Here is a 23,545-nt window from a genome sequence, read left to right as displayed (position 1 = left end):
CCGCTGTCCACGTCGGTGGCCAGGCCGGAGCCCGACGAATAGGACGGCCAGCCCGCCAGCACGTCGGTCTCGCAGGCCCGGCCAGTGGGATCGATCACACGGACCCCGCCCAGCGTCGCCCCGGCGTTCGAGGCCGCCTCGCGCGCCCGGCGGGCCGCGTCCCTGACCGCCTCGCCCTGCAGCCAGGTCCTGGTCGCATTGTCGGGTTCGAGATTGAAGGACACCGGGCTGGTCGATGTGGGCTGGGAGGCGATCACCGTCGCATAGACCCGCTCCAGCACCGAAATATCGCGGACGGCGACGCTGACGTTCGCATTGGCCTGGTAGCGTTCGATCTGGTCGGCCCGGGCGTTGTCGCGCAGGACCCCGTTCTCGTCGCGATACTGTTCGTAGAGAGGACGGGTGGTCAGGCTGGTCTCGACGCGGACCTTGTCAACGCCATAGGCCGCCAGGGCCTGGCTCAACGCCCGCACCTGATCGGCGGCCTTGCGCGAGGCGTCGGCGGCGGAGCGGTCGACAGACTGGAAGGTGGCGCCGAAGCCCGCCCGGTTGGCCGCCACCTCGGTGCGGACATGGCCGACCGAGGCGATGACGGGATCCCTCATCCACCAGGGCGCCGGAACGTAGCGCTCTCCGATCGTGGCGGGGGGAGTCTGGGCCAGGACCGCGCCCGGAACCGCAACGGCGGGAAGCGTCAGGGAGGAGATCAGGAGGGCGGAGGTCAGACGACGCATGTTCGGATTCCTCTGGTTTTGCAGCCCGACCTTGCCGGGGCGACGCAGCGCAGTAAAGCGGTGCCCCGGCCTATTCCTGGTATAGGAAAAATCTATCGAACAATGGGGTGTTTACTCATTGACTTTGTGCAGCGCACAAGCCATTTCGCGTCTGCAGCGCCGCTCCCCCCGGCGCTCCGGATCATTCCTCTTTCAGAGACTTCAGGAGAACAGCGATGCTGGGCGTCGGTCAGAAACTGCCGGACTTCAAGATCATCGGCGTCAAGCCGGGCTTCAACAGCCACGAGGAGAACGGCGTCTCGGCCTTCGAGCCCGTCACCCAGGACAGTTTCGAGGGCAAGTGGAAGGTCATCTTCTTCTATCCGAAGGACTTCACCTTCGTCTGCCCGACCGAGATCGCCGAGTTCGCCTCGCTGGCGCGTGATTTCGAAGACCGCGACACCGTGGTTCTGGGCGGCTCGACCGACAACGAGTTCGTCAAGCTGGCCTGGCGCCGCGACCACGCCGACCTGTCGAAACTGCCGATCTGGCAGTTCGCCGACAACGGCGGCAAATTCGCCCGCGACCTGGGCGTCCTCGACGAGGCCGAGGGCGTTGCCCTGCGCGCCACCTTCGTGGTCGATCCGCACAATGTCGTGCAGCACGTCTATGTCACCAATCTGAACGTGGGCCGCGCCCCCGCCGACACCCTGCGTGTCGTCGACGCCCTGCAGACCGACGAGCTGTGCGCCTGCAACCGCCCGGTGGGCGGCGAGACGCTGGCCGCGTAAGTACTGACCAGCGTTGAACTGGACAGGCGGCGGCGAAAGCCGCCGCCTGTTTTGTATCCGGATCCGATTTTCGAGGATTTCTTCCCATGTCGATCGACGCCCTGCGCGACCTCATCCCCGCCTACGCCAAGGACATCTCCCTGAACCTGGGCTCACTCGCCGCAGAAGCAGTGCTCAACGACCAGCAGAAGTGGGGTACCTTCCTCGCCTCGGCCCACGCCGTCGGCGTCGCGCCGGTGGTCAAGGCGATCGAGGCCCAGGCCGCGACGGTCCTGTCGCCGGAAGCGATGAATGCGGCCAAATCGGCCGCCGCCATCATGGGCATGAACAACATCTACTACCGCTCGCTGCACCTGATGAAGAACAGCGAGTACACGACCATCCCTGCCCGGCTGCGGATGAACGTCATCGCCAATCCCGGCGTCGACAAGCTTGATTTTGAATTATGGTCGACGGCGGTGTCCGCGATCAACGGGTGCGGCGCCTGTCTGGACGCCCATGAAAGCGAACTGCGCAAACACGGCGTGCCCGCGGCCCGGATCCAGGCCGCCCTGCGCATCGGCGCGGTGGTCCACGCCGCCAGCCGGATCGTCGCCTCGGAGACGGCGCTGGCGGGCTAGCCGCCTGAAACGGCGGAGGTCGCCGGGGGTTCGCCGTACTCGACATAGTGCGCCAGCCGGGCGAACTGGACGCTCATCATGCCGTTGACCGGGTCGGCCATGGCGCCGAGACCCGCACCCCGGACGACATAGGTCAGGATCAGGGCGTAGCCGCGGCCCCCTCCGGACCAGCCGATGCTCCATTGCGCCACGGTGGCCCTGCCCCTGAGCGGTCCCAGCGGCGCTTCCAGCAGCACGCCGGTTCCAGGATCGGCCTGCACCACCCGGCCGTGTTCGAACGTCTTCCCATCGGCCAGCGCCTCACAGAAACACGCCCCGACCTCGAGGGGCAGGGTCATGTTCGCGGCGTCGCCGCTGTAGGTGTGAGCGCTGTCCCACCAGCGTCCGATATCGCCGACGGCGCCGTAGATGTCTTCGGGCGTGGTTTCCAGACCCAGCTCGAAGCGCAGGACGAAGTGATCGGCGCTTCGCTCGACCACCTCGGCGGCGGCGGGCGTGGCGAACAGCGCCAGGGCGGCCGCGAGGCCAGGCAGCCTGGACATGTGACATCCTCCCGCCGTCATCGGGCGACGGTTGACGTCGTTCGTCAAGTCAGGCCGGCGTGAAGGTCAGGGGCGCGCCCCAGAATTGGACGACCAGCTCCGACTGGGGTCCCGGCTTGCCGCTGGTCAGGAAGTCGCGCCGGCCCGAACCGCCGAGGTCGTATTCCGGATGTCGCTCGAAATAGCGCGCCAGGGCGTCCGCCACGGCCGTCGGCTGGTGGATCACCGGCGTGCCGGGCGGCAGCGCCGTGGCGAACAGGTCGGCGACGATCTCGTAGTGGGTGCAGCCGAGGATGGCCTGGTCGGGATGCCGGCCGATGCGCCGGCGCAAGGCGTCGACATGGTCCTCGACCACCACCTTCAGCTCCTCGGCCGGAGCGCCCAGCTCGATCAGGCCGGCCAGCCCCGGACAGGGTTCGGAGAAGACGGCCAGATCCTCGCGCCGCTTGTCGATCTCGATCTCATAGACGCGGCTCATGGCCGTGGCGGCGGTGCAGAAGACGCCGGTAATGTCGATGGCCTCGATCTTCTCGCCGCGCCGTTCGGCCTCGTAGGTCCAGGGCAGACCCGTGGCCGCCTCGATGGTCGGGACGATAATTCCGAGCACGTTGATCGGGCGGCCGTGGCGCGCCCGCGCATCGGGCACCCAGCTCTGCTGCAGCCGGCGCAGGGCGATGGCGCTGGCGGTGTTGCAGGCCAGGACGATGATGTTGGCCCCGGCCTCGAACAGCCGCTCGCAGCCCGCGCGCGTCAGTTCGACGATCTCCTCGCCGCCGCGTCCGCCATAGGGGGCGTTGGCCTGGTCGGCCAGATAGACGAAATCCCGGTCGGGAAATCGCCGCGTCAGTTCGCGGTGGACCGTCAGGCCGCCCACGCCGGAGTCGAAAACGCCAATCGCCATGGCCGGGGCTTTAGACTTGCCGCCGCCCCCCGTCCACCGGTGAAGATTACCGTCCGTTCATGTGACAGTCAGCGGCGTGAGCGCCTAGGGTCGGAAACGAACGCACGCACGGAGTTTCTCATGCATAGACGTCACCTTCTCATCGCCGGAGGCAGCCTGTTCGCCCTCTCGGCCTGCGCCTCGAACGGAACACCCATGAGCGGAGGAGCATCCCCCGCGACACTCGCTGCCGACGCCGCCGTCGCCCGCGCCGTCCTGCCGGTGCAGACGCCGCGCGCGGAGCTGCTTCAGCCCTGGACCGGGCCGTTCGGCGGCGTTCCCCCGTGGGACAGGGTGACGGCGCCGAAACTTCGCGCCGCCCTGCTGGAAGGCATCGACCTGCAGCGCGCCGAGATCGAGGCGATCGCCAACAATCCGGAAGCGCCGACCTTCGCCAACACCATGGTCGCCATGCAGATGGCCGGCGAACCGCTCGACCGGGCCGGCGCCATCTATGGCGTCATGACCTCGAACATCGGTTCGGACGACTACAATGCCGTCGACACCGAGGTGTCGCCCCTGCTGTCGGCCGCCGGCGACGAGATCACCTTCAACGAGAAGCTGTTCGCCCGCATCAAGGCGGTGGCCGACGGCGCCGCCGCCGCCGGCCTGACCGCCGAGCAGACCCGCCTCGCCGAACGCAGCCGCGACGCCTTCGTCCGCAACGGCGCCGCCCTGAACGCCGCCGGCAAGGCCGAGCTGGGCCGGATCAACACCGCCCTGGCCAACGCCTTCACCGCCTTCAGCCAGAAGGTGGTGGCCGACGAGAACACCTGGACCGTCATACCGACCGAAGCCGGCGTCGCCGGCCTGCCCGCCTCGAACAAGGCCGCAGCGGCCGCCGCCGCGCGCAGCCGCAACGTCCAGGGCTGGGCCATCGTCAACACCCGCTCCAGCGTCGATCCGTTCCTCAGCTTCGCCGACGACCGGGCCTTGCGCGAAGTGGTCTGGAAGAAGTTCGTCAACCGCGGCGACAACGGCGACGGCAACGACACCAATGCGATCATCGCCGAGATCGTGAAGCTGCGTCAGGACCGCGCCCGCCTGCTGGGCTTCGGCAACCACGCCGAATGGCGGATGCAGGACACGATGGCGAAGACGCCGCAGGCGGCCATGGATCTGATGAACCGCGTCTGGGCCCCGGCCAAGGCCCGGGTGGCCGAGGAGGTCGCCGACATGCGCGCGATCGCCGGTCACGACATCGAGCCATGGGACTATCTGTATTACGCCGAGAAGGTCCGGAAGCAGAAATACGACCTCGATCAGAACGAGCTGAAGCCGTATTTCGAGCTCAACAACGTCCGCGCCGGCTCGTTCGAGATGGCGCGCCGCCTGTACGGCTTCACCTTCGACAAACTGCCCGCCGGCGCCGTGCCGGTCTTCCATCCGGACGTGACCGTCTATGAGGTCAAGGACGCGGGCCGGCCGATCGGCCTGTACTACGCCGACGACTACGCCCGCGCCGGCAAGCGGTCGGGCGCCTGGATGACGACCTACCGGTCGCATTCGACCTATGACGGGGACAAGAACACCCTCGGCTCGAACAACAACAATTTCGTCAAGGCCGAGGGCGGCGAGCCGATCCTGATCTCGCTGGACGACGCCGAGACGATGTTCCACGAGTTCGGCCACACCCTGCACGCCTATTCGTCGAAGGTGACCTATCCGGCCCTGGGCGGCACGCCGCGCGACTATGTGGAATATCCGTCGCAGGTGCATGAGCACTGGGTGCTGAGCCGGCCGATCCTCGACGGCTATATGAAGCACTACCAGACCGGCGAACCCATGCCCCAGGCCCTGGTCGACAAGGTCCAGGCGGCGCAGACCTTCAACCAGGGCTACGCCACCGTCAGCTATCTGTCCTCGGCCCTGGTCGACATGGACCTGCACACCCGGACCACGCCGCCGACCGACATCGACGCCTTCGAGCGCGAAAGCCTGGAGCGCTACGGCATGCCGAAGGAGATCGTGATGCGGCACCGCCTGCCGCAGTTCAATCACCTGTTCACCTCGGACGCCTATTCGGCCGGCTATTACAGCTACCTGTGGTCCGAGGTCATGGACGCCGACACCTGGGCCTATTTCGAGGAGTCGGGCGATGTCTTCAATCCGGACATCGCGGCCCGCTACAAGGCCATCATCCTGGCCGAGGGCAACACCACCGACCGCGCCGAGGCCTATCGCCGCTTCCGCGGCCGCGACCCGGACGTGACGGCCCTGCTCAAGGTGCGGGGCTTCCCGACTTCGTAGGTCGCCCTGCCGCCCTTCGGGCTGCCTGAGGGCGCCGCGCATGGCGCGGTCCTGAAACGGGAAAGGCCGGCGGATCGCTCCGCCGGCCTTTCTTCTGTGCGCGTCACGCCGGCCAGGCGGGGGCGACCATGGCCAGGATGCGGTCGCCGCGGCGGGCGCGGGCGTAGTCGTCCCGGCTCGTCTGCGGCAGCTGACGCACCGCCTCGCGCTGGATTCTCTTCACGCAGGTGGTGTTGACGAGCCGGGCGGAGCCGAGCGTGCAGACGGCCCGGCCCGCCTCGGCGGCGCGAGCGTCAAACGCTTCGGCTCCGGCGGCGGTTGACAGGTTGAGGTCGCCGAACGGGACGCGGACGGTCTGGGCGGCGGCCGGGGCGGCGTACAGCAGCGCGGCGGCGGCAAGGGCGAGAGCGGGTCTGATCATCGGAAAAATCCTCCATGTCGCGGGAGATGCGACGACAAGGCAGATGATAGGCTCATGTGACGACCGCCAGACCAGAACCGTTACATTTCCACGACTTCAGGCCGAGTACTGCTCAGCCAGCCAGAAGGAACACTTATGGCAAAAGGGGCCGCCCGGCTGGGCGGCCCTTCTCCGGGTTCAGGTGACGATCGGCGGACGGCTGCGGGCGTAGTCGGCCCGGACCTGCTCCGGCAGCAGCCGCAGGGCCTCGGCCTGGACGGCGGCGCGGCACGACGCCCGGTCGCTGATGCGGCTGCCGGTCCGGATCCCGCGGCACATGCTGCGGGCGGCGGCCTCGACCCGGGCGTCGAAGGCGGCGGCGCCGGCCGGGCTGGAGAGATCCAGGTCGCGCCAGGCGATACGGACATCCTGGGCCGAGGCGGACCCGGCAGAGGCGAAGGCGAGAACGGCGGCGAGAGAAGCGAGGGTCTTCATGACGAGCTCCTGCGGAGATCAACGTCGCTCTTGGCGGCGACGGGATCTGTGATGCCCGCGCCCCGTTGCAGCGGCGTGAGCATTCGGAGGCGAAATAGCGACGCTGGATGAATTCGCGGAAACCTGAACGGCGATCAGCCGCTGTTGCGCAGCCCGGCCGCTACGCCGTTGAGGGCGAGAAGAATGCCTTCGCGCACCCGCGGATCGTCGTCCCCGGCGCGGCGGCGGCGGATCAGTTCGATCTGCACATGGTTCAGGGGCTCGACATAGGGCATGCGCAGCCTGATCAGGCGGTCCAGCTCGGGCTGGGCGCCCAGCAGTTCTTCCTGCCCGGTGATCGCCAGCACCGCCGCATGGGTGCGGTCCCACTCGGCCTGGATGGCGGCGAAGACCCGGTCCGCCAGGGCGCGGTCGGGGACGAGGGCCGCATACCGGCGGGCGATGGTCATGTCCGCCTTGGCCATGACCATCTCCATGTTCTGGATCAGGGTGCGGAAAAAGGGCCAGTCGCGGGCCATGATCCGCAGTTCGTCCATGTCGGCGCCCGCAACGGCCGAGCCGAAGCCGAACCAGCCCGGCAGCATGACGCGCGACTGCGACCAGCTGAACACCCAGGGGATGGCGCGCAGATCCTCGATGGCGGTGGAGGTGGTGCGCGAGGCGGGACGCGAGCCGATCTTCAGGTCGGCGATCTCGGCGATGGGCGTGGCCGCCCGGAAATAGTCGACGAAGCCGGCCGTTTCATAGACCAGTGTCCGGTAGGCCGCCATCGACCCCTGCGACAGGCGCTCCAGGGTCGGGCCGTGGCGCCGGGTCAGTTCGGCGTCCGGCGGGGGCGCCAGGGAGGCCAGCAGGACGCCGCAGGTCAGGGCGTCGAGGTTGCGGCGCGCCACCTCCGGCTCGCCGTATTTGTTGGCGATGACCTCGCCCTGTTCGGTGACGCGGATGCGGCCGGCGACCGTCCCCTGCGGCTGACCGAGCACGGCGGCGAAGCTGGAGCCGCCGCCGCGCCCGACCGCCCCGCCCCGGCCGTGGAACAGCTGCAGCCTCAGGCCCGCCGCATCGGTCACGGCCTTCAGCGCCCGCGACGCCTCGTGCAGTTCCCAGGTCGAGGTCAGATAGGACCCGTCCTTGTTGGAGTCGGAATAGCCGATCATCACCTCCTGCACCCCCCGCGCCTTCGCCACGGCGAGGGCCGACGGCTCGGCCAGCAGCCGTTCCAGCGTCCCCTTCGAGGCGCGCAGGTCGTCGATGGTCTCGAACAGGGGCGCGGCCTGCACGGGACAGGCGGCCGGGTCGGAGGGACGGTACAGGCCGACCTCCTTCAGCAGCAGATAGACTTCCAGCAGATCGGAGGCTGCGTCGGTCTTTGAAACGATATGGGTCCGGATCGCCTGCGGCCCGAACAGGCGCAGGGCCTCGGCCGCCGCCTGCAATATGCCGCGCTCTTTCAGCGTCTCGTCGGCGTAGGCGCCATAGGGATTGAACAGCGGGCGGCCGGAGGCGAGTTCCGCGGCGAGGATCGACAGCCGCGCCGCCTCGTCCAGCGCGGCGTAGTCGTCGCTGACGCCGGCGACCTTCAGCAGGTCCGCGACCACTCGCTCGTGCACGTCCGAATTCTGGCGCAGGTCCAGGGTCGCCATGTGGAAGCCGAACACGTCGGCGGCCGTGATCAGCCGGGCCAGACGGTCGTCCTCGAACACGGCGCCGTGGTTGCTGACCAGACTGTCCTGCAGCACCGCCAGATCGGCGCGGAAGGCGTCCGGCCCCGCATAGGGCTCGGCCGCGAACGACGGCGCGCGCGGCGCGGGCTGGCCGGCCAGGACCGGGTGGGTCGCCGCCAGCCGCGCGTATATCTCGCTCAGGGCCCGACGGTAGGGCTCGTCGGCGCGATGGGGCGAGTGGTCGCCGGACGCCTCGGCCAGGGCTTTCAGCGCGGGCGAGACGGCGCTCATCGAACCGGACAGGCTGAGCTCCGCGCCCAGTGCATTCACCTCGTCGAGATAGAAGCGCAGCACGGCCCGGGCCTGGCTGCGGAAGGCGGCGGTCAGGACCGCGCCGTCGACATTGGGATTGCCGTCCCGGTCGCCGCCGACCCAGGTGCCGATGCGGATGAAGGGCGCCAGGTCCGGCGCATCCAGCCGCTTGCGCCATTCGGCCAGCTGGGCGGGCGCGACATGCAGGAAGACGCGGTCCAGGAAGGAGACGACGGTGTCGATCTCGTCCTGCACCACCAGCCCCGTCTGACGCACCAGGCGGGTGGCCCACAGGATGGTGACTTGCCGCCGCAGCCCCGCGTCCCGGGCCTCCAGATCGCAGGCGGGCCCGGTCTGGTCGCAGGCGTCCAGCAGATCCGAGACAGCGGCGATGCGGTCGATGACGCTCTTGCGCCGGACCTCGGAGGGATGGGCCGTCAGGACCGGCGAGATCAGGGCCCCCGCCAGCAGATCGCGGGCGTCCGCCGGGGTCCGTCCCGCCGTGGTCAGCCGTTGCAGCGCCCCTTCCGGGGTGTCGGGCCGGGCCCCGGCCGCCGTCTGTTCCTGCGCCCGCCGCTTGCCGGCGCGGTCCTCGGCGACATTGGCCAGCAGGGAGAAGGCGGCGAAGCCGTGCGCCAGCCCGACGGCGTCGTCGAGCGACAGCTCGGCCAGCAGGGCTTCCAGCCGCGACGCGTCGTTGGAGGCCGGGTCGCGATGGTAGGCCACCGACGCCCGCCGTACGGCCTCGATCCGGTCGTACAGGTCCCGGCCGCCCTCATCGTGGATGACCTCGCCCAGCAGGCCTCCCAGCAGGCGCACCTCGTCACGCAGGCGGTCGTCAGCGGCAGGGCTCATGGCGTCGTCTTTCAGCGGGGAGGCTGGAAGCGGCACCGTATCAGGGGATGACGAACTGGCCATCGCCCATGCTAACGCTGAAACCCGAAGTGTGGTCCGCGGGCTGTTGGACGGATTTGCCCGGCCCGAGTCGACAAACCGCCCCTTTTCCCCCATAAGCCGCCGCTTCCGACGCAAGTGAACCTCGCGTCTCCACCTGCACGACCCCGGTTCCGGCCGGACGAGGCAGGCGAGAACCCTCCGCCGACGTGATCGTCGCCGGAGGCGATTTCGCTATGGAGACCGTTTCACCCGTCGGTGCTGAGTGGTCCATTTTCTGGATTCAGGTCGCCGTGGCCTGAAACGAAAATGGGCATGAGGTTGTGAATGTTCGAGGCTCTGAACGAGCGGCTGACAGGCGTCTTCGACCGGATCACCGGGCGCGGCGCCCTGTCCGAAAAGGACGTCTCCGAGGCGATGCGCGAAGTCCGCGTGGCGCTGCTCGAGGCCGACGTCGCCCTGCCCGTCGTCAAGGACTTCATCGCCTTCGCCACCGAGCGCGCCACCGGCGAGGACGTCATCCGTTCGGTCAAGCCCGCCGATCAGGTGGTCAAGATCGTCTATGACGGTCTGGTCGAGATGCTGGGCGGGGACGAGCCCACCCCGATCAACCTGAACGCCACGCCGCCCGCGGTCATCCTGATGGCCGGCCTGCAGGGGTCGGGCAAGACGACGACCTCGGCCAAGCTGGCGCTGCGGCTGACGAAGTTCGACCGCAAGAAGGTCATGATGGCCTCGCTGGACACGCGTCGTCCGGCGGCCATGGAGCAGCTGCAGACCCTCGGCAAACAGATCGAGGTCGCGACCCTGCCGATCGTGGCCGGCGAGTCGCCGATCCAGATCACCCGGCGCGCGCTGCAGTCGGCGAAACTGCAGGGCTTCGACGTCCTGATCCTCGACACGGCCGGCCGCATCACCCTCGACGAAGCCCTGATGGCCGAGGTGGCGGAAGTCGCCGCCGTCTCCAAACCCGTCGAGACCCTGCTGGTCGCCGACAGCCTGACCGGCCAGGACGCCGTCCGCACCGCCAAGGCCTTCCACGACCGCCTGCCGCTGACCGGCCTGGTCCTGACCCGCGCCGACGGCGACGGGCGCGGCGGGGCCATGCTGTCCATGCGCGCCGTCACCGGCCTGCCGATCAAATACATCGGCGCGGGCGAGAAGGTCGATGCGCTGGAGGTGTTCGACGCCCGCCGCGTCGCCGGCCGCATCCTGGGTCAGGGGGACATCGTCGCCCTGGTCGAGAAGGCGTCGCAGGAGCTGGACCAGTCCAAGGCCGAGGCCATGGCCCGCAAACTGGCCAAGGGCCAGTTCGACCTGAACGACCTCGCCGGCCAGCTGCAGCAGATGAAGCGGATGGGCGGTCTGCAGGGCATCATGGGCATGCTGCCCGGCGTGGCCAAGATGAAGGCCCAGATGGCCGACAGCGGCGTCGACGACCGCATGATCGCGCGCCAGGAAGCCATCATCTCCTCAATGACCAAAGCCGAGCGCAAGAAGCCCGACCTGCTGAACGCCAGCCGCAAGAAGCGGGTGGCCAGGGGCGCCGGCGTCGAGGTCCAGGACATCAACCGCCTGCTCAAACAGCACCGCCAGATGGCCGACATGGTCAAGTCCATGTCGAAGGGCGGGGGCAAGGGTCTGAAGCAGATGGCCGCCATGATGGGCGGCCTCGGCGGCGGTATGGGGGGCGGCCCCGACATGGCCCGCCTCAAGGCGATGGGCGGCGGCAAGATGCCGGAACCCACGGCCGACGAATTGAAAGCCCTTCAGGACCGCATGGCGGCCCTGGGCGGCGGACAACTTCCGGGAGGCCTCCCGGGTCTTCCGGGCTTTCCTCCCAAGAAATGACTTCGATTAAAGAAAGAGACTGAAAATGCTGAAGATTCGTCTGGCCCGCGGCGGCGCCAAGAAGCGCCCCTACTATTACATCGTCGTCGCCGACAGCCACTCGCCGCGCGACGGCAAATTCATCGAGCGCGTCGGCACCTACAACCCGATGCTGCCGCGTGACGGCGAGCAGAAGCGCGTCACCCTGAAGGCCGACCGGATCTCGGAATGGCTCGCCAAGGGCGCCCAGCCGACCGACCGCGTCGCCCGCTTCCTGAGCCAGGACGAAGCCCTGGCCGGCAAGGTCAAATGGACCCAGTCGAACAATCCGAACAAGGCGCAGCCGGGCAAGAAGGCCCAGGAACGCGCCGCCGAGCGCGCCCAGCGCGAAGCCGACCGTGCGGAAGCCGAAGCCGCCGCCAAGGTGGAAGCCGCCGAGGCCGCCGTCCGCGCCAAGGAAGAGGCCAAGGCCGCCGCCGAAGCCGCGAAGAACGCTCCGGCCCCCGAGCCTGAAGCTGCTGCTGAAGAGGCTCCGGCCGCTGAAGTGACGGAAGAAGCCCCGGCTGAAGCCGCTGCGGAAGAGGCCCCGGCCGAAGCTGCTGCTGAAGAAGCCCCGGCCGCCGAAGCGACCGAGGAAGAGAAGACCGAGGCCTGAGCCTCAACCATGCATCCCGGCGAATGTCGGGATCCAGATGACAGAAAGCAGTGCTCGACGTACGGGCGCTGCTTTTCTGCTATCTGGCGGCGGCGTTTGGATCTGGGTCCCGACATTCGCCGGGACGCACGGAGTTTCTTGCGATGACCGACAGCAAACTCATCCTCGTCGGCCAGGTCGCCGGCGGGTTCGGGGTCAAGGGCGAGGTGCGGGTCACCGCATGGACGGCCGACCCCATGGCCCTGCTGTCGTACGGCGTCCTGCTGCGCGCCGACGGCACGCCGGGCCTGACCCTGACCTCGGCCCGGCCCGAGAAGACCGCCGTGGTCGGCCGCGCGAAGGAGATCGCCACCAAGGAACAGGCCGACGCCCTGCGGGGGCTGAAGCTCTACATCCGTCGGGACCGCCTGCCCGAGCCGGACGAGGACGAATTCTACCTGGCCGATCTGATCGGTCTGGAGGCGCGCGACCCGGACGGCACGGTGCTGGGCTCCATCCGCGCGGTGCAGAATTTCGGCGCCGACGACATCCTCGAGATCGCCCCGGCCGCCGGCGGCCCGACCTGGTATCTGCCGTTCACGAAGGAGGCCGTGCCCGAACTGCACCTCGCCGACGGCTGGCTGCTGGCCGTCAGACCGACCGAGATCGGCGAGCGCGAGCCCGACTGAACCGGCCCCGGTCCGGAGCGTTACGCCGTCTCATTCAGAGGAAGGCGCAGCGCATGAGTATCTTCAGTTCGATCTGGGACCGCATCCGGGGTCACCGCCCGAAGGCCTCGCCGGCCGCGCCGGCGCCCCAAGCCGCCCCCGCCGCGGCTCCGGCCCCGACCGCGCCGGTCGACGTCGAGGCCGTGCTGGTCTCCATGGCCGAGCTCAAGGGCGACGGGGCCGGCAACTGGCGCACCTCGATCGTCGATCTGCTCAAGCTGCTGGGGCTGGAGTCCAGCCTTGAGGCGCGCAAGGAGCTGGCGCAGGAACTGGGCGTCAACGCCGGGCCGCACGGCAGCGCCGAACAGAACATCGCCCTGTCGAAAGCGGTCTGGCGCAAGCTGGCCGAGAACGGCGGCCTGGTGCCGGATTCGCTGCGGGACTGAGCCAAACAGGCGCGGCGGCGTCCCCGCCGCGCCTGACCGGCTAGCTGTTGTCCTCGGTCGGCGCGTCCGGCCCGTTCTTCTTGATGGAATCGATGGCGTTCTGGGCCGAGGCCCTGGAGGAATAGCCCTCGGTCGAGAAGATGGTCTCGGAATTGTATTTGAAGCGGACGCGGAACTCGCCCGCCTTGTCCTTCCAGATTTCGAACTTGTGAGCCACGGGGATTTCTCCTGTCAGGGGAAAGGCCAGGCTGTCACAGCCCGGATCGGGCGCAAACGGAGAAATGCGCGCTTCCTGACACAGGCGCGTGATCGGAGCCGCCGCAGCTGCGCCCGGGTACACGGCAAAGACCGCATCCGTCCGGACCGCATCAACCGCAACGCCTGAACCGCCCTTCGCGCCGAAAGCGCCGATCCGGGCGGCTGGATGGAGCCTGCACCCGGAGTGGCGCGTTTCCCCGCCATGCCCTCCAGCGTCATCCGCCGCTTCAGCTATGATGAACCGCATCGCCGCCTGCGGGTGACCTTCACCTCGGGCGACGTCTACGACTATGCCGGGGTGCCGCCGGAGGTGGAGGCGGCCTTCCGCGCCGCCTTCTCGAAGGGCCGGTTCTTCGCCTCGGACATCCGCGACCGTTACGCGTTCGAACGGGTATCGATCGCGACACCCTAGTCGCGGGAGTCCTTCCAGCAATCCGCCATCTGTCGGTCAGCCGCCTCGACGAACCTCGCGATCGCGCCGCCTCCGGAGGACATTGTCATGCTGACGAACGCGCCGTCGGCCTGTCGACCGTTGCCCCAGACTGCATAGGAAGCGCCATCCATCGTCATCGGCCCCGTCGGCAGGAGAGACGAATAGGCTGATATGCCCGGCACTCTTATGGCCAGGGCCGGAAGGTCGCTCAGCCCGCCAAGCACATCCTTCATTTCGGGACAGGATTCGCTGACGGCCCAACGGATCTGATCCGGGCCCTCCGGCGTATTCAATGCGCGCCGGGCGAAATATGCCGGGACGTCGCCGGGCAGGCCCCCGCCTTGTCGGGAATAGAACTCAGTCACCCAGAGGCCGCTCCGCTCGACCGAATACCCGCCTACAAACACACCATCCGACGGCTCATGACGCACGCTGGAGGAGACAAGATTATCTTGCGGCGGCGCCGGAGCACCAAAGAGAAAGACCGCAACGAAAAAGGGCAAGCCGGTCATTGGGCGCCACACGGTTGCCCGTCCGGATTCACTTCCGGACCATCATACTCTCCCATAGCTGCATCGCGGTTAGTCTTGTTGTAGATTCGCATTCTGGTTGGCCCCATTGTTTCATACTCACCGGGATCGTTGGCCGCGATATACATGCGGGCTTGATCCCCGGAACCCGGGCGTTGGGATTCTCTAAGGGTGATCCCGTTACTCAGGACGCCTTGGTCGCCATTGGCATAACTGTTTCCCGATGGTCGGGTGCTTCCCATATTGTGGGTATGCACCGTCCCAAGGAACACCGCGCCGGGAGCGGGTGAAGTAAGATCAATCCCCACGCTGCCACGACCGCCCGGCGCCCCCTGCGTTTGTACCTCAAGAAAGGTCAGTTCAGCGAATGTCATGGGCCCATGTACGACTGACCCGTCTGGCATTTCCCACAGGGCCGCACCGTACTCGCGGTCATTGAAGTTGGCCTCTAATGGGTGGGTCTGGGTTGCAAAAGATTTCAAGTCTTTCACAGTCTGGGCCGCCGCAGCATCTGCGTTCCACTCCAGTGCGGTTTCCGGATTCGCGCAAGGATCCACGAGGCCCGGGTCGTCCTCGATGGTCGGCGTGTCCGGGTCGACCGGGCCCGTGGGCGGCTCCGGTCGTTCCGGAAAGGGTTGCCCGGGATTTAAGCGCCGCTGACCTCTTGTGAGGCCGTCGCCGAGGTCGGTGACAGGGCCTGTGTCGGTCATGGCGGGCTCCGGTTCAGGCCCAGACTACCCCCTCCCGCTCCCCAACAGGTAGAGCCGGCCGATCACTTCCGGTTGATCGCCCTCACCCCTCCTCGTCCGCCGCCATGCCCATCATGTGGAAGCCGGCGTCGACGTGGATGACCTCGCCCGTGGTCGAGAAGCCGAGGTCCGAGCACAGCCACAGGGCGGCGCCGGCGACGCCCTCCATCGAGGTGTCCTCCTTCATCGCCGACATGGCCCGGCCCTGGCTGATCATGCCGCGGCCGCCCGAGATGCCGGCCAGCGACAGGGTGCGCATGGCCCCGGCCGAGATGGCGTTGCAGCGAATGCCGCGCGGGCCCAGGTCGCGGGCGATATAGCGGGTCGCCGCCTCCAGCGCCGCCTTGGCCACGCCCATGGTGTTGTAGTTTGGAATGGCCCGCTCGGAGCCGAGATAGGTCATGGTCACCAGCGACCCGCCGTTGGGCATCAGCTTCGAGGCCCGTTTGGCGACATCGACGAAGCTGAAGGCCGAGATGTTCATGGCCAGAAGGAAGCTGTCGCGGCTGGTGTTGTCGACGAAGCTGCCCTTGAGCTCGTCCTTGTTGGCGAAGGCCACCGAATGGACCACGAAGTCGATCGTGCCGAACGCCTTTTCCAGCTCGGCGAAGGCGGCGTCCATCGAGGCGTCGTCGGTGACGTCGGCCTGGATCAGCAGTTTGGCGCCGACGCTCTCGGCCAGCGGCCGCACGCGGCGCTCCAGACCCTCGCCCAGATAGGTGAAGGCCAGTTCGGCGCCCTGGGCGGCCAGCTGGGAGGCGATGCCCCAGGCGATGGAGTTGGAGTTCGCGACCCCCATGATCAGGCCCTTCTTGCCCTTCATCAGGTCGCCCGCAGGCATGTTCCAGCCGCTCTCGCTCGCCATGGTCCGTCTCCGTGTTCTGAACGCGGAGGGTTAGCAGGGGCGCAGCACCTAGCAAACCCTCTGGGCCACGGGTGACTACGCCGAATCGAAAGTTCTGGTATTGTTCCAGAAAGGGAGAGGTCGATGGATTGGAAACTCGACAGCAATGGGAACATAGCCGTGTGCCCCGTCGGCGGATGGCAAACGGCGCTGGTTGGTGGAATGGCCTTGGCCATTCGCCTTGGCTTCTATCGTTCCGAGGAGGCGCTACTTCGCGGGGAAATGGACGAAGAGCAATTCGTCCTCACGCCTGCTCAAGCACTTGAGCTGGCCGATGTTCTTCGCAGCGGCGCAGAGAAGGCGATGACAGGCCCCTCCAGTCAAACACCGCAGAACTAGACCTTCGACAGGATCAGCGTCCCGTTGGTGCCGCCGAATCCGAACGAGTTGGACATGACGTGCTTCAGCTCGCCGTCGTGGCGCTTGCGCAGGATCGGCATGCCCTCGAACTCGGGATCCAGGGTCTCGATGTGGGCGCTCTCGGCGGCGAAGCCGTTCTTCATCATCAGCAGGCAGTAGATCGCCTCCTGCGCCCCGGCGGCGCCCAGCGAATGGCCCGTCAGCGACTTGGTGGAACTGATCATCGGCAGGTCGTCGCCGAAGACGTTGCGGACCGCGCCCATCTCCTTGCTGTCGCCGACCGGCGTCGAGGTGCCGTGCGGGTTCAGATAGTCGATCCGCGGATTGCCGGCCATTTCCAGCGCGATCTTCATGCAGCGCTCGGCGCCCTCGCCCGAGGGGGCGACCATGTCGTAGCCGTCGGAATTGGCGCCGTAGCCGGTGACCTCGGCGTAGATGGTCGCGCCGCGCGCCTTCGCCCGCTCATACTCTTCCAGCACCACGATGCCGGCGCCGCCGGCGATGACGAAGCCGTCGCGGGCTGCGTCATAGGCGCGGGAGGCCTTCGACGGCGTGTCGTTGAAGTTGGAAGACATGGCGCCCATGGCGTCGAACATGTTGGACATGGACCAGTCGATGTCCTCGACGCCCCCGGCGAAGACCACGTCCTGCTTGCCCCAGGCGATCTGTTCAGCGCCCGCGCCGATGCAGTGGGCGGATGTCGCGCAGGCCGAGCTGATCGAATAGTTGACGCCCTTCAGCTCGAACCAGGTGGCCAGAACGGCCGAAGGGCCCGAGGCCATGGCCTTGGGCACGGCGAACGGGCCGATGCGCTTGGGCGAACCCTTTTCGATGGTAGTCTGCGCCGCCTGCAGGATGATCTGGGTCGAGGGGCCGCCCTCGCCGACGATGACGCCGATGCGGTCGGACTTGATCTCGTCCGCCGTCATGCCGCTGTCCTTCAGCGCCTCCTCGAAGGCGATGTGACCCCAGGCGGTGCCGTTGGCGAGGAAGCGGGCGGCGCGGCGATCGACCAGCGGGGCCCAGTCCTCGGCCGTCACGCCCAGCGACGGCGGGGCCCAGACTTGCGAGCGGAAACCGTGCTGGATGTGATCGGGCGCGGCGACCACGCCGGACTTCGCGTCGCGCAGGGAGGCGGTGACCTCAGCCTGGCCCGTGCCGATGGAGGATACGATACCCAGGCCGGTGACGACGACACGCCGCATGATGTGGTTTCCTTCTTGAACTCGGTTCGCCGCGTTGGCCGCGGTCTTGAATTGACGGGTCAGCCGCCGACGGGTTCCCCGACCATTCTCCTCGGAGAATGGTCAGAGGTTAAGCGGAGCGAACTCTGAGCGCGAACGCTACGCGTCCGCACCGACTTCGCCCTGCGCGCCGAACAGGCCGACCCGCATGTCGGTCGCCGTATAGATGGGGACGCCGTCGGCTTCGAGAACCCCGTCGGCGATGCCCATGACCAGACGGCGGTTGATGACCCGCTTCAGATCGATCCTGTACACGACCTTCTTGACGTCCGGGGTCACCTGGCCGGTGAATTTGACTTCGCCGACGCCGAGCGCCCGGCCGCGGCCCGGGCCGCCGATCCAGCCCAGGTAGAAGCCGACCAGCTGCCACATGGCGTCCAGGCCCAGGCAGCCCGGCATGACGGGGTCGCCGATGAAGTGGCACTGAAAGAACCAGAGGTCGGGATGGATATCCAGTTCGGCCTCGACATAGCCCTTGCCGTGGGCGCCGCCGTCGCCGTTGATCGTGGTGATCCGGTCGAACATCAGCATCGGCGGAGCGGGCAGTTTGGCGTTGCCGGGACCGAACAGGTCGCCCCGGCCCGCCGCCAGCAGGGCCTCATAGTCGAAGGACGACGGATATCGGGTCTGACTCAACGCGGCGCTCTCATGCTGGAGCCCGGCGCGCTTGCGCGGCCTTGGGCCCGGTGTTGCCGTGGAGTTACACGACGTGAACCGGACGCTCAATGTTTTAGAGGGACGCCCTCACGCGGAAAGGGCGGGCGTCGGGCCGGCGCGGTAGCATTCGCAGGCGACCCGTTCGAGCGCGGCCCGGTCGGTGATGGTCACCCGGCCGCGCGAATAGGTGATGGCCCCGGCCTTCTGCAGCGTCTGGGCGGCCTCGTTCACCGTCGTGCGCTGCGAGCCCAGCATCGAGGCCAGATATTCCTGCGTCAGGGTGAGGGTGTCGCCCTCGACCCGGTCGTGACAGCGCAGCAGCCATTTGGCGAAGCGCTGATCGGCGCGGTGCAGGGCGTTGCACGCCGCGGACTGCTCCAGCTCGTTCTGCACGGCGACGGCGTAGTCGGCCAGAACGGTGCGCAGCCCGGGCCGATCGTTCATCAATGCGCGCAGGCGCACCGCCTCGACACGCCGGGCGCTGCCCGGAGCCTGGGCGGCGAGACGCGACCAGGTGTGGGCCGAGGCCGCTGCCGCCGCGGGACTGGTGACCCCCTCGGGTCCGACCATATAGGCCTCGACCGTGCGTCCGTCCTCCATCACCGCCACCGCCGAGATGATGCCGCTGTCGACGAAATACAGATGGGTGACCAGGTCGCCGGCCTCGCAAAAGACATGGCCCAGCGTGAAGTCAAACGGCGTCGCCACCGCCGTGAGGGCGCTGCGATCTTCGGAAGACAGTCGTGCAATCAGATGGTTGCGAAGCGTGGCCGAAGGCATCTTCGCCGCTTAGGGGAAGCCGGAATGATCCGTCCGTCGAAATCCGACTTTTACGGAACGTGGCGCTGGCCCGCCCTGTCCCTAGCACGTTCCATGGAGGGGGCCTCCATCGGAAATGATGGATTCAACGGGACTGGCGGCCGCGTCCCGCCGGCCGGGAGGCGCTGCACAGCGCCCGCTCCTGGGCCCCGAACACCGCGGTCTGGCGAACCCAGCCGCGCAGGCGGCGCACGCGCACCTCGCACCAGCCGTCTTCGCATTCGTCCATAGAGGCGAGGGCGTGGGGGGCCAGGCGGGCGCGCACCGGCGCCGTGTCCGAACGGCCGGCGCGGATCGGGATCTCCGCGTCCGAAGGGTTCAGCACGCTGCGGCGGCTCGAGACGACGCTGCGGTGGACCCAGGCGACCGCGCCCTCGGGATCGCAGATCTTGCGCCATTCCGTGGTCTCGGCGACCACCTGCACCGGCAGGCCGGAGGCGCGGTATTCCCACAGGATGCGGTAATCCAGCCCGGGACCGTAGCGGGCCCGCACCTCGGACGACTTCAGCGACAGCCAGCGCGGCACGGGCTGGCCGCTGGGCGTGGGTCGTCCGTCCGGCATGGTCTGGCCCGCGCCGCCGACCATGGCGGCGCCGAGAACCGCCGCGAGGACAGCCAGCCTTTGGAGGCGGGAGCGAGCTTTGCTAGACACCGTCTGCACCCGTGAAATTCAAGGCTCCGAATGTCTGCGCCCAGACTTAAGGTCGTGTTAACCAGACGCCTGCCCGACGCGGTCGAAACCCGCATGCGCGAGCTGTTCGACGCCGAGCTGAACCTGACCGACAGGCCGATGAACCGTGCGGCGCTGGAGATGGCCGTCCAGGGCGCCGACGTCCTTGTTCCGACCATCACCGACGTCATCGACGCCGACCTGATTTCAAAGGCCGGCGACCGGCTGAAGATGATCGCCAATTTCGGCGCGGGCGTGGATCATATCGACGTCGACGCCGCCGTGGCGCGCGGGATCATCGTCACCAACACCCCCGGCGTCCTGACCGAGGACACCGCCGACCTGGCCATGGCCCTGATCCTGGCGGTCAGCCGCCGCATCGTCGAGGGCGCCCAGGTGGTGGCGGCGGGCGGTTTCGAGGGCTGGACCCCGACCTGGATGTGCGGACGCAAGCTGTGGGGCAAGCGGCTGGGCATCGTCGGCATGGGCCGGATCGGCCAGGCGCTGGCCCGGCGCGCGAAGGCGTTCGGGATGCAGGTCCACTATCACAACCGCAAACCCGTCCCGGCCATGATCGCCGAGGAGCTGGGAGCGACATACTGGGACGATCTGGACCAGATGCTGGCGCGGATGGACCTGATCTCGCTGAACTGTCCGGCGACGAAGGACACCCATCACCTGCTGTCGGCTGAACGGCTGGCCCGGCTTCAGCCGCACGCCATCCTGATCAACACCGCCCGCGGCGAGCTGATCGACGAGGCGGCCCTGGCCGACGCCGTCGCGCGCCGTGCGATCGCCGGGGTGGGGCTGGACGTCTATGAGAACGAGCCGGCCATCCATCCGGGCCTGCTGAACCACGCCAATGTCGTGCTGCTGCCCCATCTGGGATCCGCGACCCTGGAGGCGCGTCAGGACATGGGCGACCGGGTCATCGCCAACATCCTGACCTTCCGGAACGGCCACCGCCCCGCCGATCGGGTCATTCCCGCCATGCTGTGACGACGCAAGCTTGACGCGGGGCCGGGCCCCGGGTTGGTTGGGCCCGGGGACAGGGGCGTAACATGACCATCAGGAATTCGGCCGCGACGCGGTGGGCGCTGTCGCGCCGCGGTCTTCTGGCCGGCGTCGGCGGCGTCGGGCTTGCGACAGCCGCGGGTCCCGCGGCGGCGCGGCGGTCGGACCCTCACGCCCTGGCGGACTTCTACGCAAAACCGGCGACCCGGGGCGTGGCCCTGTCTCCGTCGGGAGAGCGCATAGCCATCATCCGGGAACTCCTCGAGAATGGCCAACGCCGCACCGTGCTCGATCTCGTCGACGCCGCCGACCCCGCCAGGCCCGCGATACGCTCACCGCTGGGCGACGTGGAATGCGAGTTCATGGAATGGGCCAACGACGAGCGGGTGCTGGTCGGTGTCGCCCTGAAGACCCGGACCGGCCGCGACAATCGGTCCGCGAGTTCGTTCATCTCGAGCGAGGGGGTCGAAATCATCTCCCGCCGGATGCTCTCGATCGATCCGGCGACCGGCGGGGCGGTGGCCCTGTTCGGCGACGACCGCCAGCGGATGCGGCGTGCGCGCGATCTCGGAGCCGTGATCGATCTGCTGCACGACGACCCGGACCACGTGCTGATGGCGTCAACGACGAGCCTCGGCGTGTACGCCCTGTACAAGGTCAATGTGCGGACCGGCGTCGCCACCGAAGTCGAGCGCGGCGACAACGACACCGTCCACTGGGAGACCCAGGCCGGGGTCCCGGTGATCCGGTACGACGTCAACCTCGGCGGCACGGTGGTCACGGTGCACGGCCGGGCCCCCGGAGAGCGAGGCTGGCGGATGCTCCGTCGCGTCCGCGTCGACGAAGCGCCCGACTTCGCCTTCGTCACAGGGACGGATCGCCCGGGAGTGCTGATCGTCTCGGCCCGACAGGACGGCGAGGACGTGGAATCGATCCGCGAACTGGATCTTCGCACGTTCGAGTTCGGGCCTCCGATGTCGTCCCGGCCGGGCAGCGACGTGACCGGCGGCTTGCTGGACGACCGGGGGCGCTACCTCGGGGCCGCCTTCTGGAAGGACCGGCTCGAATATGACTTCGTCTCCCCCGAACTGAGCGTCCACCACCGGGCGATGAACCGCTTCTTCGACAACGCGTGCAACGTCGAGCTCCTGGACGTCGACGCCGCCCGTAATCGATTCGTCACCTATGTGAGCGGCCCGCGCGAGCCCGGGGCCTGGTATCTCTACGACCGGGCGGCGCGCAGTTACGTCAACCTGGCGCAGCGCACCGCCCTCGACAGCCGGCGACTGGGCGCCGCCGAAGCGGTCCAGGTGGAAACCCGCGACGGGGCAGGCATCACCGCCTATCTGACCGCGCCGCCGGGATCCGCGCCGGGGCCGCTGATCGTACTGTCGCATGGCGGGCCCGAGTCCCGGGACCGGCTGGACTGGGCCCGGCAGGCGCAGGTTCTGGCCGCCCAGGGATGGTGGGTTCTGCAACCGAATTTCCGCGGCTCCGGGGGCTACGGCCTGGCCTTCGCCGCCGAGGGATGGGGCCGCTGGGGCGAGCGGATGCAGGAGGACATCGAGGACGCCGTCGCCCGGGTCGTGTCGTCCAGGGGGCTGGACCGCGACCGCGTGGCCATCATGGGCGCCAGCTACGGCGGCTATGCGGCGCTGATGGGAGCCGTGCGCCGGCCCGACCTCTACAAGGCCGCCATCGGAATCGCCGGCGTCTACGATCTGCCGGACTTCATGGATCATGTGGCGCGGCGCGACGATTCCCCGGGCAGGGAAGCCTACGAGTTCTGGACCAGGCGGATCGGCGAGCCCGGGACCGACGCCGCCCGCCTCGCCGGGGCCTCGCCCCGCCGCCGGGCCGGCGACGTGTCCTGTCCGGTGTTGCTGGTCCATGGGGTGGACGACGCCATCGTGCCGGTGTTCCAGTCGCGGCGAATGAGGGACGCCCTTCAGGCCGCCGGGAAGACCGTCGACTATCGCGAGATTCCCGACGCCGGCCATGGCGGCTGGGAGGACGAGGTCGAACAGGAGATGATGGGCCGCTGCATCGCCCTGCTGCGCCGGGTCTTCGCCTGACACAGGCCCGGGGCCCGAACGAGCCGGCTCAGCCGCAGACCGGACAGTCCGGATCGGCGGCGACCCGCGCCACCCGCGATGCGCCGGCCAGGCCGTCGTAGATCAGCAGGCGGCCCGTCAGCGGCTCGCCCGCCCCGGTGAGAAGCTTGATGGTCTCCAGGGCGGTCATCGAGCCGACCACGCCGGCCAGGGCGCCGATCACGCCGACGCGGGCGCAGGTCTCGGCGTCCGGCGGCGCTTCCGGCGTCAGGCAGCGGTAACACGGCCGCCCCCTGAACACGCCGACCTGGCCGTTCCAGCGGCCCAGGGCCCCCGAAACCAGCGGAATTCCAGTCGCGACGCAGGCGGCGTTGACCGCGAATCGGGCGGTGAAGTCGTCGGTCCCGTCGATGACGGCGTCGCAGCCTTCGATCAGGCGCGCGGCGTTGGCTCCGGTCAGCCGTTCGGCGACCGGTTCGATCCGGACGTGGGGATTGAGGGCCGTCAGGGCTTCGGCCCCCGCCGCGACCTTGGCGCGGCCGATATCGGGCGTGGCGAAGGCGATCTGGCGCTGCAGATTGGACAGGCCGACCGCGTCGTCGTCGATGAGCCGCAGCGTCCCGACCCCCGCCGCCGCCAGATACAGGGCCGCAG

The 23,545-nt window shown here is 68.4% G+C and carries 26 protein-coding genes; 11 read left to right on the top strand and 15 right to left on the bottom strand.

Going from position 1 to position 23,545, the window contains the following annotated elements; all coding sequences use genetic code 11:
• The coding region (locus VN378_RS05135) for an SIMPL domain-containing protein (RefSeq protein WP_325741608.1) at window positions 1–734 on the bottom strand (734 nt) is incomplete at its 3' end.
• Window positions 735–949: 215 nt separating this feature from the next.
• On the opposite strand from VN378_RS05135, the gene VN378_RS05130 reads away from it, so the two are divergent.
• Window positions 950–1,504, top strand: a complete 555-nt coding sequence (locus tag VN378_RS05130) for a peroxiredoxin (protein ID WP_325741606.1) — start codon at window positions 950–952, stop codon at window positions 1,502–1,504.
• 86 nt (window positions 1,505–1,590) lie between these two features.
• Window positions 1,591–2,124: a carboxymuconolactone decarboxylase family protein gene (locus VN378_RS05125; RefSeq protein WP_325741604.1), complete on the top strand. Its 534-nt coding sequence runs from the start codon at window positions 1,591–1,593 to the stop codon at window positions 2,122–2,124.
• Here the strand turns inward: VN378_RS05125 and VN378_RS05120 are convergent.
• A complete protein-coding gene (locus VN378_RS05120; RefSeq protein ID WP_325741602.1) occupies window positions 2,121–2,666 on the bottom strand; it encodes a hypothetical protein in 546 nt (181 codons plus the stop codon). The two genes, VN378_RS05125 and VN378_RS05120, sit on opposite strands and share 4 nt — an antisense overlap.
• 49 nt (window positions 2,667–2,715) lie before the next feature.
• Window positions 2,716–3,567 carry a glutamate racemase gene (locus VN378_RS05115; RefSeq protein ID WP_325741600.1) on the bottom strand — a complete coding sequence of 284 codons (852 nt, stop codon included), beginning with the start codon at window positions 3,565–3,567 and terminating at the stop codon, window positions 2,716–2,718.
• Between the two features lie 120 nt (window positions 3,568–3,687).
• On the opposite strand from VN378_RS05115, the gene VN378_RS05110 reads away from it, so the two are divergent.
• Window positions 3,688–5,856: a M3 family metallopeptidase gene (locus tag VN378_RS05110; RefSeq protein WP_325741598.1), complete on the top strand. Its 2,169-nt coding sequence runs from the start codon at window positions 3,688–3,690 to the stop codon at window positions 5,854–5,856.
• Between the two features lie 103 nt (window positions 5,857–5,959).
• Here the strand turns inward: VN378_RS05110 and VN378_RS05105 are convergent, their stop codons facing one another.
• The 3 genes from VN378_RS05105 to ppc form a co-directional block, all read right to left on the bottom strand.
• On the bottom strand, window positions 5,960–6,277 hold the full coding sequence (locus VN378_RS05105) for a UrcA family protein (RefSeq protein WP_325741596.1): 318 nt from the start codon (window positions 6,275–6,277) through the stop codon (window positions 5,960–5,962).
• Window positions 6,278–6,454: 177 nt separating this feature from the next.
• Window positions 6,455–6,751, bottom strand: coding sequence for a UrcA family protein (locus tag VN378_RS05100; protein ID WP_325741594.1), 297 nt, complete (start codon window positions 6,749–6,751; stop codon window positions 6,455–6,457).
• A gap of 134 nt (window positions 6,752–6,885) precedes the next feature.
• The gene (gene ppc / locus VN378_RS05095) at window positions 6,886–9,582 is read right to left on the bottom strand and encodes a phosphoenolpyruvate carboxylase (RefSeq protein WP_325741592.1); all 2,697 of its coding nucleotides are present in this window, start codon (window positions 9,580–9,582) and stop codon (window positions 6,886–6,888) included.
• A 366-nt stretch (window positions 9,583–9,948) separates the two neighbouring features.
• Between ppc and ffh the strand changes: the two genes are divergently transcribed.
• The 4 genes from ffh (at window position 9,949) to VN378_RS05075 (ending at window position 13,199) form a co-directional block, all read left to right on the top strand.
• Window positions 9,949–11,472: a signal recognition particle protein gene (gene ffh, locus VN378_RS05090; RefSeq protein ID WP_325741590.1), complete on the top strand. Its 1,524-nt coding sequence runs from the start codon at window positions 9,949–9,951 to the stop codon at window positions 11,470–11,472.
• Window positions 11,473–11,497: 25 nt separating this feature from the next.
• Complete coding sequence (gene rpsP, locus VN378_RS05085) at window positions 11,498–12,106, top strand: 30S ribosomal protein S16 (RefSeq protein ID WP_055826560.1); 609 nt, start codon at window positions 11,498–11,500, stop codon at window positions 12,104–12,106.
• Window positions 12,107–12,249: 143 nt separating this feature from the next.
• Window positions 12,250–12,774: a ribosome maturation factor RimM gene (rimM, locus tag VN378_RS05080; protein ID WP_325741587.1), complete on the top strand. Its 525-nt coding sequence runs from the start codon at window positions 12,250–12,252 to the stop codon at window positions 12,772–12,774.
• Between the two features lie 53 nt (window positions 12,775–12,827).
• Window positions 12,828–13,199, top strand: coding sequence for a DUF3597 domain-containing protein (locus VN378_RS05075; RefSeq protein ID WP_325741585.1), 372 nt, complete (start codon window positions 12,828–12,830; stop codon window positions 13,197–13,199).
• A 40-nt stretch (window positions 13,200–13,239) separates the two neighbouring features.
• Here the strand turns inward: VN378_RS05075 and VN378_RS05070 are convergent, their stop codons facing one another.
• A complete protein-coding gene (locus VN378_RS05070; RefSeq protein WP_325741583.1) occupies window positions 13,240–13,416 on the bottom strand; it encodes a YegP family protein in 177 nt (58 codons plus the stop codon).
• Between the two features lie 225 nt (window positions 13,417–13,641).
• Between VN378_RS05070 and VN378_RS05065 the strand changes: the two genes are divergently transcribed.
• Window positions 13,642–13,869 carry a KTSC domain-containing protein gene (locus VN378_RS05065; RefSeq protein WP_325741581.1) on the top strand — a complete coding sequence of 76 codons (228 nt, stop codon included), beginning with the start codon at window positions 13,642–13,644 and terminating at the stop codon, window positions 13,867–13,869.
• On the opposite strand, the gene VN378_RS05060 is transcribed toward VN378_RS05065, so the two are convergent.
• From VN378_RS05060 to VN378_RS05050, 3 genes are all read right to left on the bottom strand, one after another.
• Window positions 13,866–14,402, bottom strand: a complete 537-nt coding sequence (locus VN378_RS05060) for a hypothetical protein (protein WP_325741579.1) — start codon at window positions 14,400–14,402, stop codon at window positions 13,866–13,868. The two genes, VN378_RS05065 and VN378_RS05060, sit on opposite strands and share 4 nt — an antisense overlap.
• The gene (locus tag VN378_RS05055; RefSeq protein WP_325741577.1) at window positions 14,399–15,130 is read right to left on the bottom strand and encodes a hypothetical protein; all 732 of its coding nucleotides are present in this window, start codon (window positions 15,128–15,130) and stop codon (window positions 14,399–14,401) included. Before VN378_RS05055 ends, VN378_RS05060 begins: the two co-directional genes overlap by 4 nt.
• Window positions 15,131–15,212: 82 nt before the next feature.
• Complete coding sequence (locus VN378_RS05050) at window positions 15,213–16,010, bottom strand: enoyl-ACP reductase (RefSeq protein WP_325741610.1); 798 nt, start codon at window positions 16,008–16,010, stop codon at window positions 15,213–15,215.
• A 147-nt stretch (window positions 16,011–16,157) separates the two neighbouring features.
• Between VN378_RS05050 and VN378_RS05045 the strand changes: the two genes are divergently transcribed.
• Window positions 16,158–16,412 carry a hypothetical protein gene (locus VN378_RS05045; protein ID WP_325741576.1) on the top strand — a complete coding sequence of 85 codons (255 nt, stop codon included), beginning with the start codon at window positions 16,158–16,160 and terminating at the stop codon, window positions 16,410–16,412.
• On the opposite strand, the gene fabB is transcribed toward VN378_RS05045, so the two are convergent.
• The 4 genes from fabB to VN378_RS05025 all read right to left on the bottom strand — a co-directional run bounded on the left by fabB (window position 16,409) and on the right by VN378_RS05025 (window position 19,805).
• Entirely contained in the window at window positions 16,409–17,638 is a 1,230-nt protein-coding gene (gene fabB / locus VN378_RS05040; RefSeq protein ID WP_325741575.1) for a beta-ketoacyl-ACP synthase I, read from the bottom strand. The two genes, VN378_RS05045 and fabB, sit on opposite strands and share 4 nt — an antisense overlap.
• Before the next feature lie 138 nt (window positions 17,639–17,776).
• Entirely contained in the window at window positions 17,777–18,313 is a 537-nt protein-coding gene (gene fabA / locus VN378_RS05035) for a 3-hydroxyacyl-[acyl-carrier-protein] dehydratase FabA (protein WP_325741573.1), read from the bottom strand.
• 108 nt (window positions 18,314–18,421) lie between these two features.
• Window positions 18,422–19,114, bottom strand: a complete 693-nt coding sequence (locus VN378_RS05030; RefSeq protein ID WP_325741571.1) for a Crp/Fnr family transcriptional regulator — start codon at window positions 19,112–19,114, stop codon at window positions 18,422–18,424.
• Window positions 19,115–19,238: 124 nt separating this feature from the next.
• Complete coding sequence (locus VN378_RS05025) at window positions 19,239–19,805, bottom strand: SH3 domain-containing protein (RefSeq protein ID WP_325741569.1); 567 nt, start codon at window positions 19,803–19,805, stop codon at window positions 19,239–19,241.
• Between the two features lie 30 nt (window positions 19,806–19,835).
• Between VN378_RS05025 and VN378_RS05020 the strand changes: the two genes are divergently transcribed.
• Complete coding sequence (locus VN378_RS05020) at window positions 19,836–20,822, top strand: D-glycerate dehydrogenase (RefSeq protein ID WP_325741567.1); 987 nt, start codon at window positions 19,836–19,838, stop codon at window positions 20,820–20,822.
• Between the two features lie 62 nt (window positions 20,823–20,884).
• Entirely contained in the window at window positions 20,885–22,912 is a 2,028-nt protein-coding gene (locus VN378_RS05015; RefSeq protein WP_325741565.1) for an alpha/beta hydrolase family protein, read from the top strand.
• Between the two features lie 28 nt (window positions 22,913–22,940).
• Here VN378_RS05015 and VN378_RS05010 read toward each other — a convergent pair.
• The coding region (locus VN378_RS05010; protein WP_325741563.1) for a HesA/MoeB/ThiF family protein at window positions 22,941–23,545 on the bottom strand (605 nt) is incomplete at its 5' end.

The sequence above is a fragment of the Brevundimonas sp. genome, from assembly GCF_035561115.1.
GTDB lineage: Bacteria > Pseudomonadota > Alphaproteobacteria > Caulobacterales > Caulobacteraceae > Brevundimonas.
Note: the sequence above shows the minus strand (reverse complement) of the source record. Positions and strands in the feature narration are given on the sequence as shown.

Bases quoted from the DNA above. Each gene is read 5' to 3' on its own strand.
- fabB (WP_325741575.1), bottom strand. From the start codon at position 17,638: ATGCGGCGTGTCGTCGTCACCGGCCTGGGTATCGTATCCTCCATCGGC.
- VN378_RS05020 (WP_325741567.1), top strand. From the start codon at position 19,836: ATGTCTGCGCCCAGACTTAAGGTCGTGTTAACCAGACGCCTGCCCGAC.
- ppc (WP_325741592.1), bottom strand. From the start codon at position 9,582: ATGAGCCCTGCCGCTGACGACCGCCTGCGTGACGAGGTGCGCCTGCTG.
- VN378_RS05075 (WP_325741585.1), top strand. From the start codon at position 12,828: ATGAGTATCTTCAGTTCGATCTGGGACCGCATCCGGGGTCACCGCCCG.
- VN378_RS05125 (WP_325741604.1), top strand. From the start codon at position 1,591: ATGTCGATCGACGCCCTGCGCGACCTCATCCCCGCCTACGCCAAGGAC.
- VN378_RS05060 (WP_325741579.1), bottom strand. From the start codon at position 14,402: ATGACCGGCTTGCCCTTTTTCGTTGCGGTCTTTCTCTTTGGTGCTCCG.
- VN378_RS05045 (WP_325741576.1), top strand. From the start codon at position 16,158: ATGGATTGGAAACTCGACAGCAATGGGAACATAGCCGTGTGCCCCGTC.
- VN378_RS05120 (WP_325741602.1), bottom strand. From the start codon at position 2,666: ATGTCCAGGCTGCCTGGCCTCGCGGCCGCCCTGGCGCTGTTCGCCACG.
- VN378_RS05055 (WP_325741577.1), bottom strand. From the start codon at position 15,130: ATGACCGACACAGGCCCTGTCACCGACCTCGGCGACGGCCTCACAAGA.
- VN378_RS05115 (WP_325741600.1), bottom strand. From the start codon at position 3,567: ATGGCGATTGGCGTTTTCGACTCCGGCGTGGGCGGCCTGACGGTCCAC.
- VN378_RS05050 (WP_325741610.1), bottom strand. From the start codon at position 16,010: ATGCCTGCGGGCGACCTGATGAAGGGCAAGAAGGGCCTGATCATGGGG.
- VN378_RS05130 (WP_325741606.1), top strand. From the start codon at position 950: ATGCTGGGCGTCGGTCAGAAACTGCCGGACTTCAAGATCATCGGCGTC.
- ffh (WP_325741590.1), top strand. From the start codon at position 9,949: ATGTTCGAGGCTCTGAACGAGCGGCTGACAGGCGTCTTCGACCGGATC.
- VN378_RS05030 (WP_325741571.1), bottom strand. From the start codon at position 19,114: ATGCCTTCGGCCACGCTTCGCAACCATCTGATTGCACGACTGTCTTCC.
- VN378_RS05105 (WP_325741596.1), bottom strand. From the start codon at position 6,277: ATGATCAGACCCGCTCTCGCCCTTGCCGCCGCCGCGCTGCTGTACGCC.
- rpsP (WP_055826560.1), top strand. From the start codon at position 11,498: ATGCTGAAGATTCGTCTGGCCCGCGGCGGCGCCAAGAAGCGCCCCTAC.
- VN378_RS05015 (WP_325741565.1), top strand. From the start codon at position 20,885: ATGACCATCAGGAATTCGGCCGCGACGCGGTGGGCGCTGTCGCGCCGC.
- VN378_RS05110 (WP_325741598.1), top strand. From the start codon at position 3,688: ATGCATAGACGTCACCTTCTCATCGCCGGAGGCAGCCTGTTCGCCCTC.
- rimM (WP_325741587.1), top strand. From the start codon at position 12,250: ATGACCGACAGCAAACTCATCCTCGTCGGCCAGGTCGCCGGCGGGTTC.
- VN378_RS05100 (WP_325741594.1), bottom strand. From the start codon at position 6,751: ATGAAGACCCTCGCTTCTCTCGCCGCCGTTCTCGCCTTCGCCTCTGCC.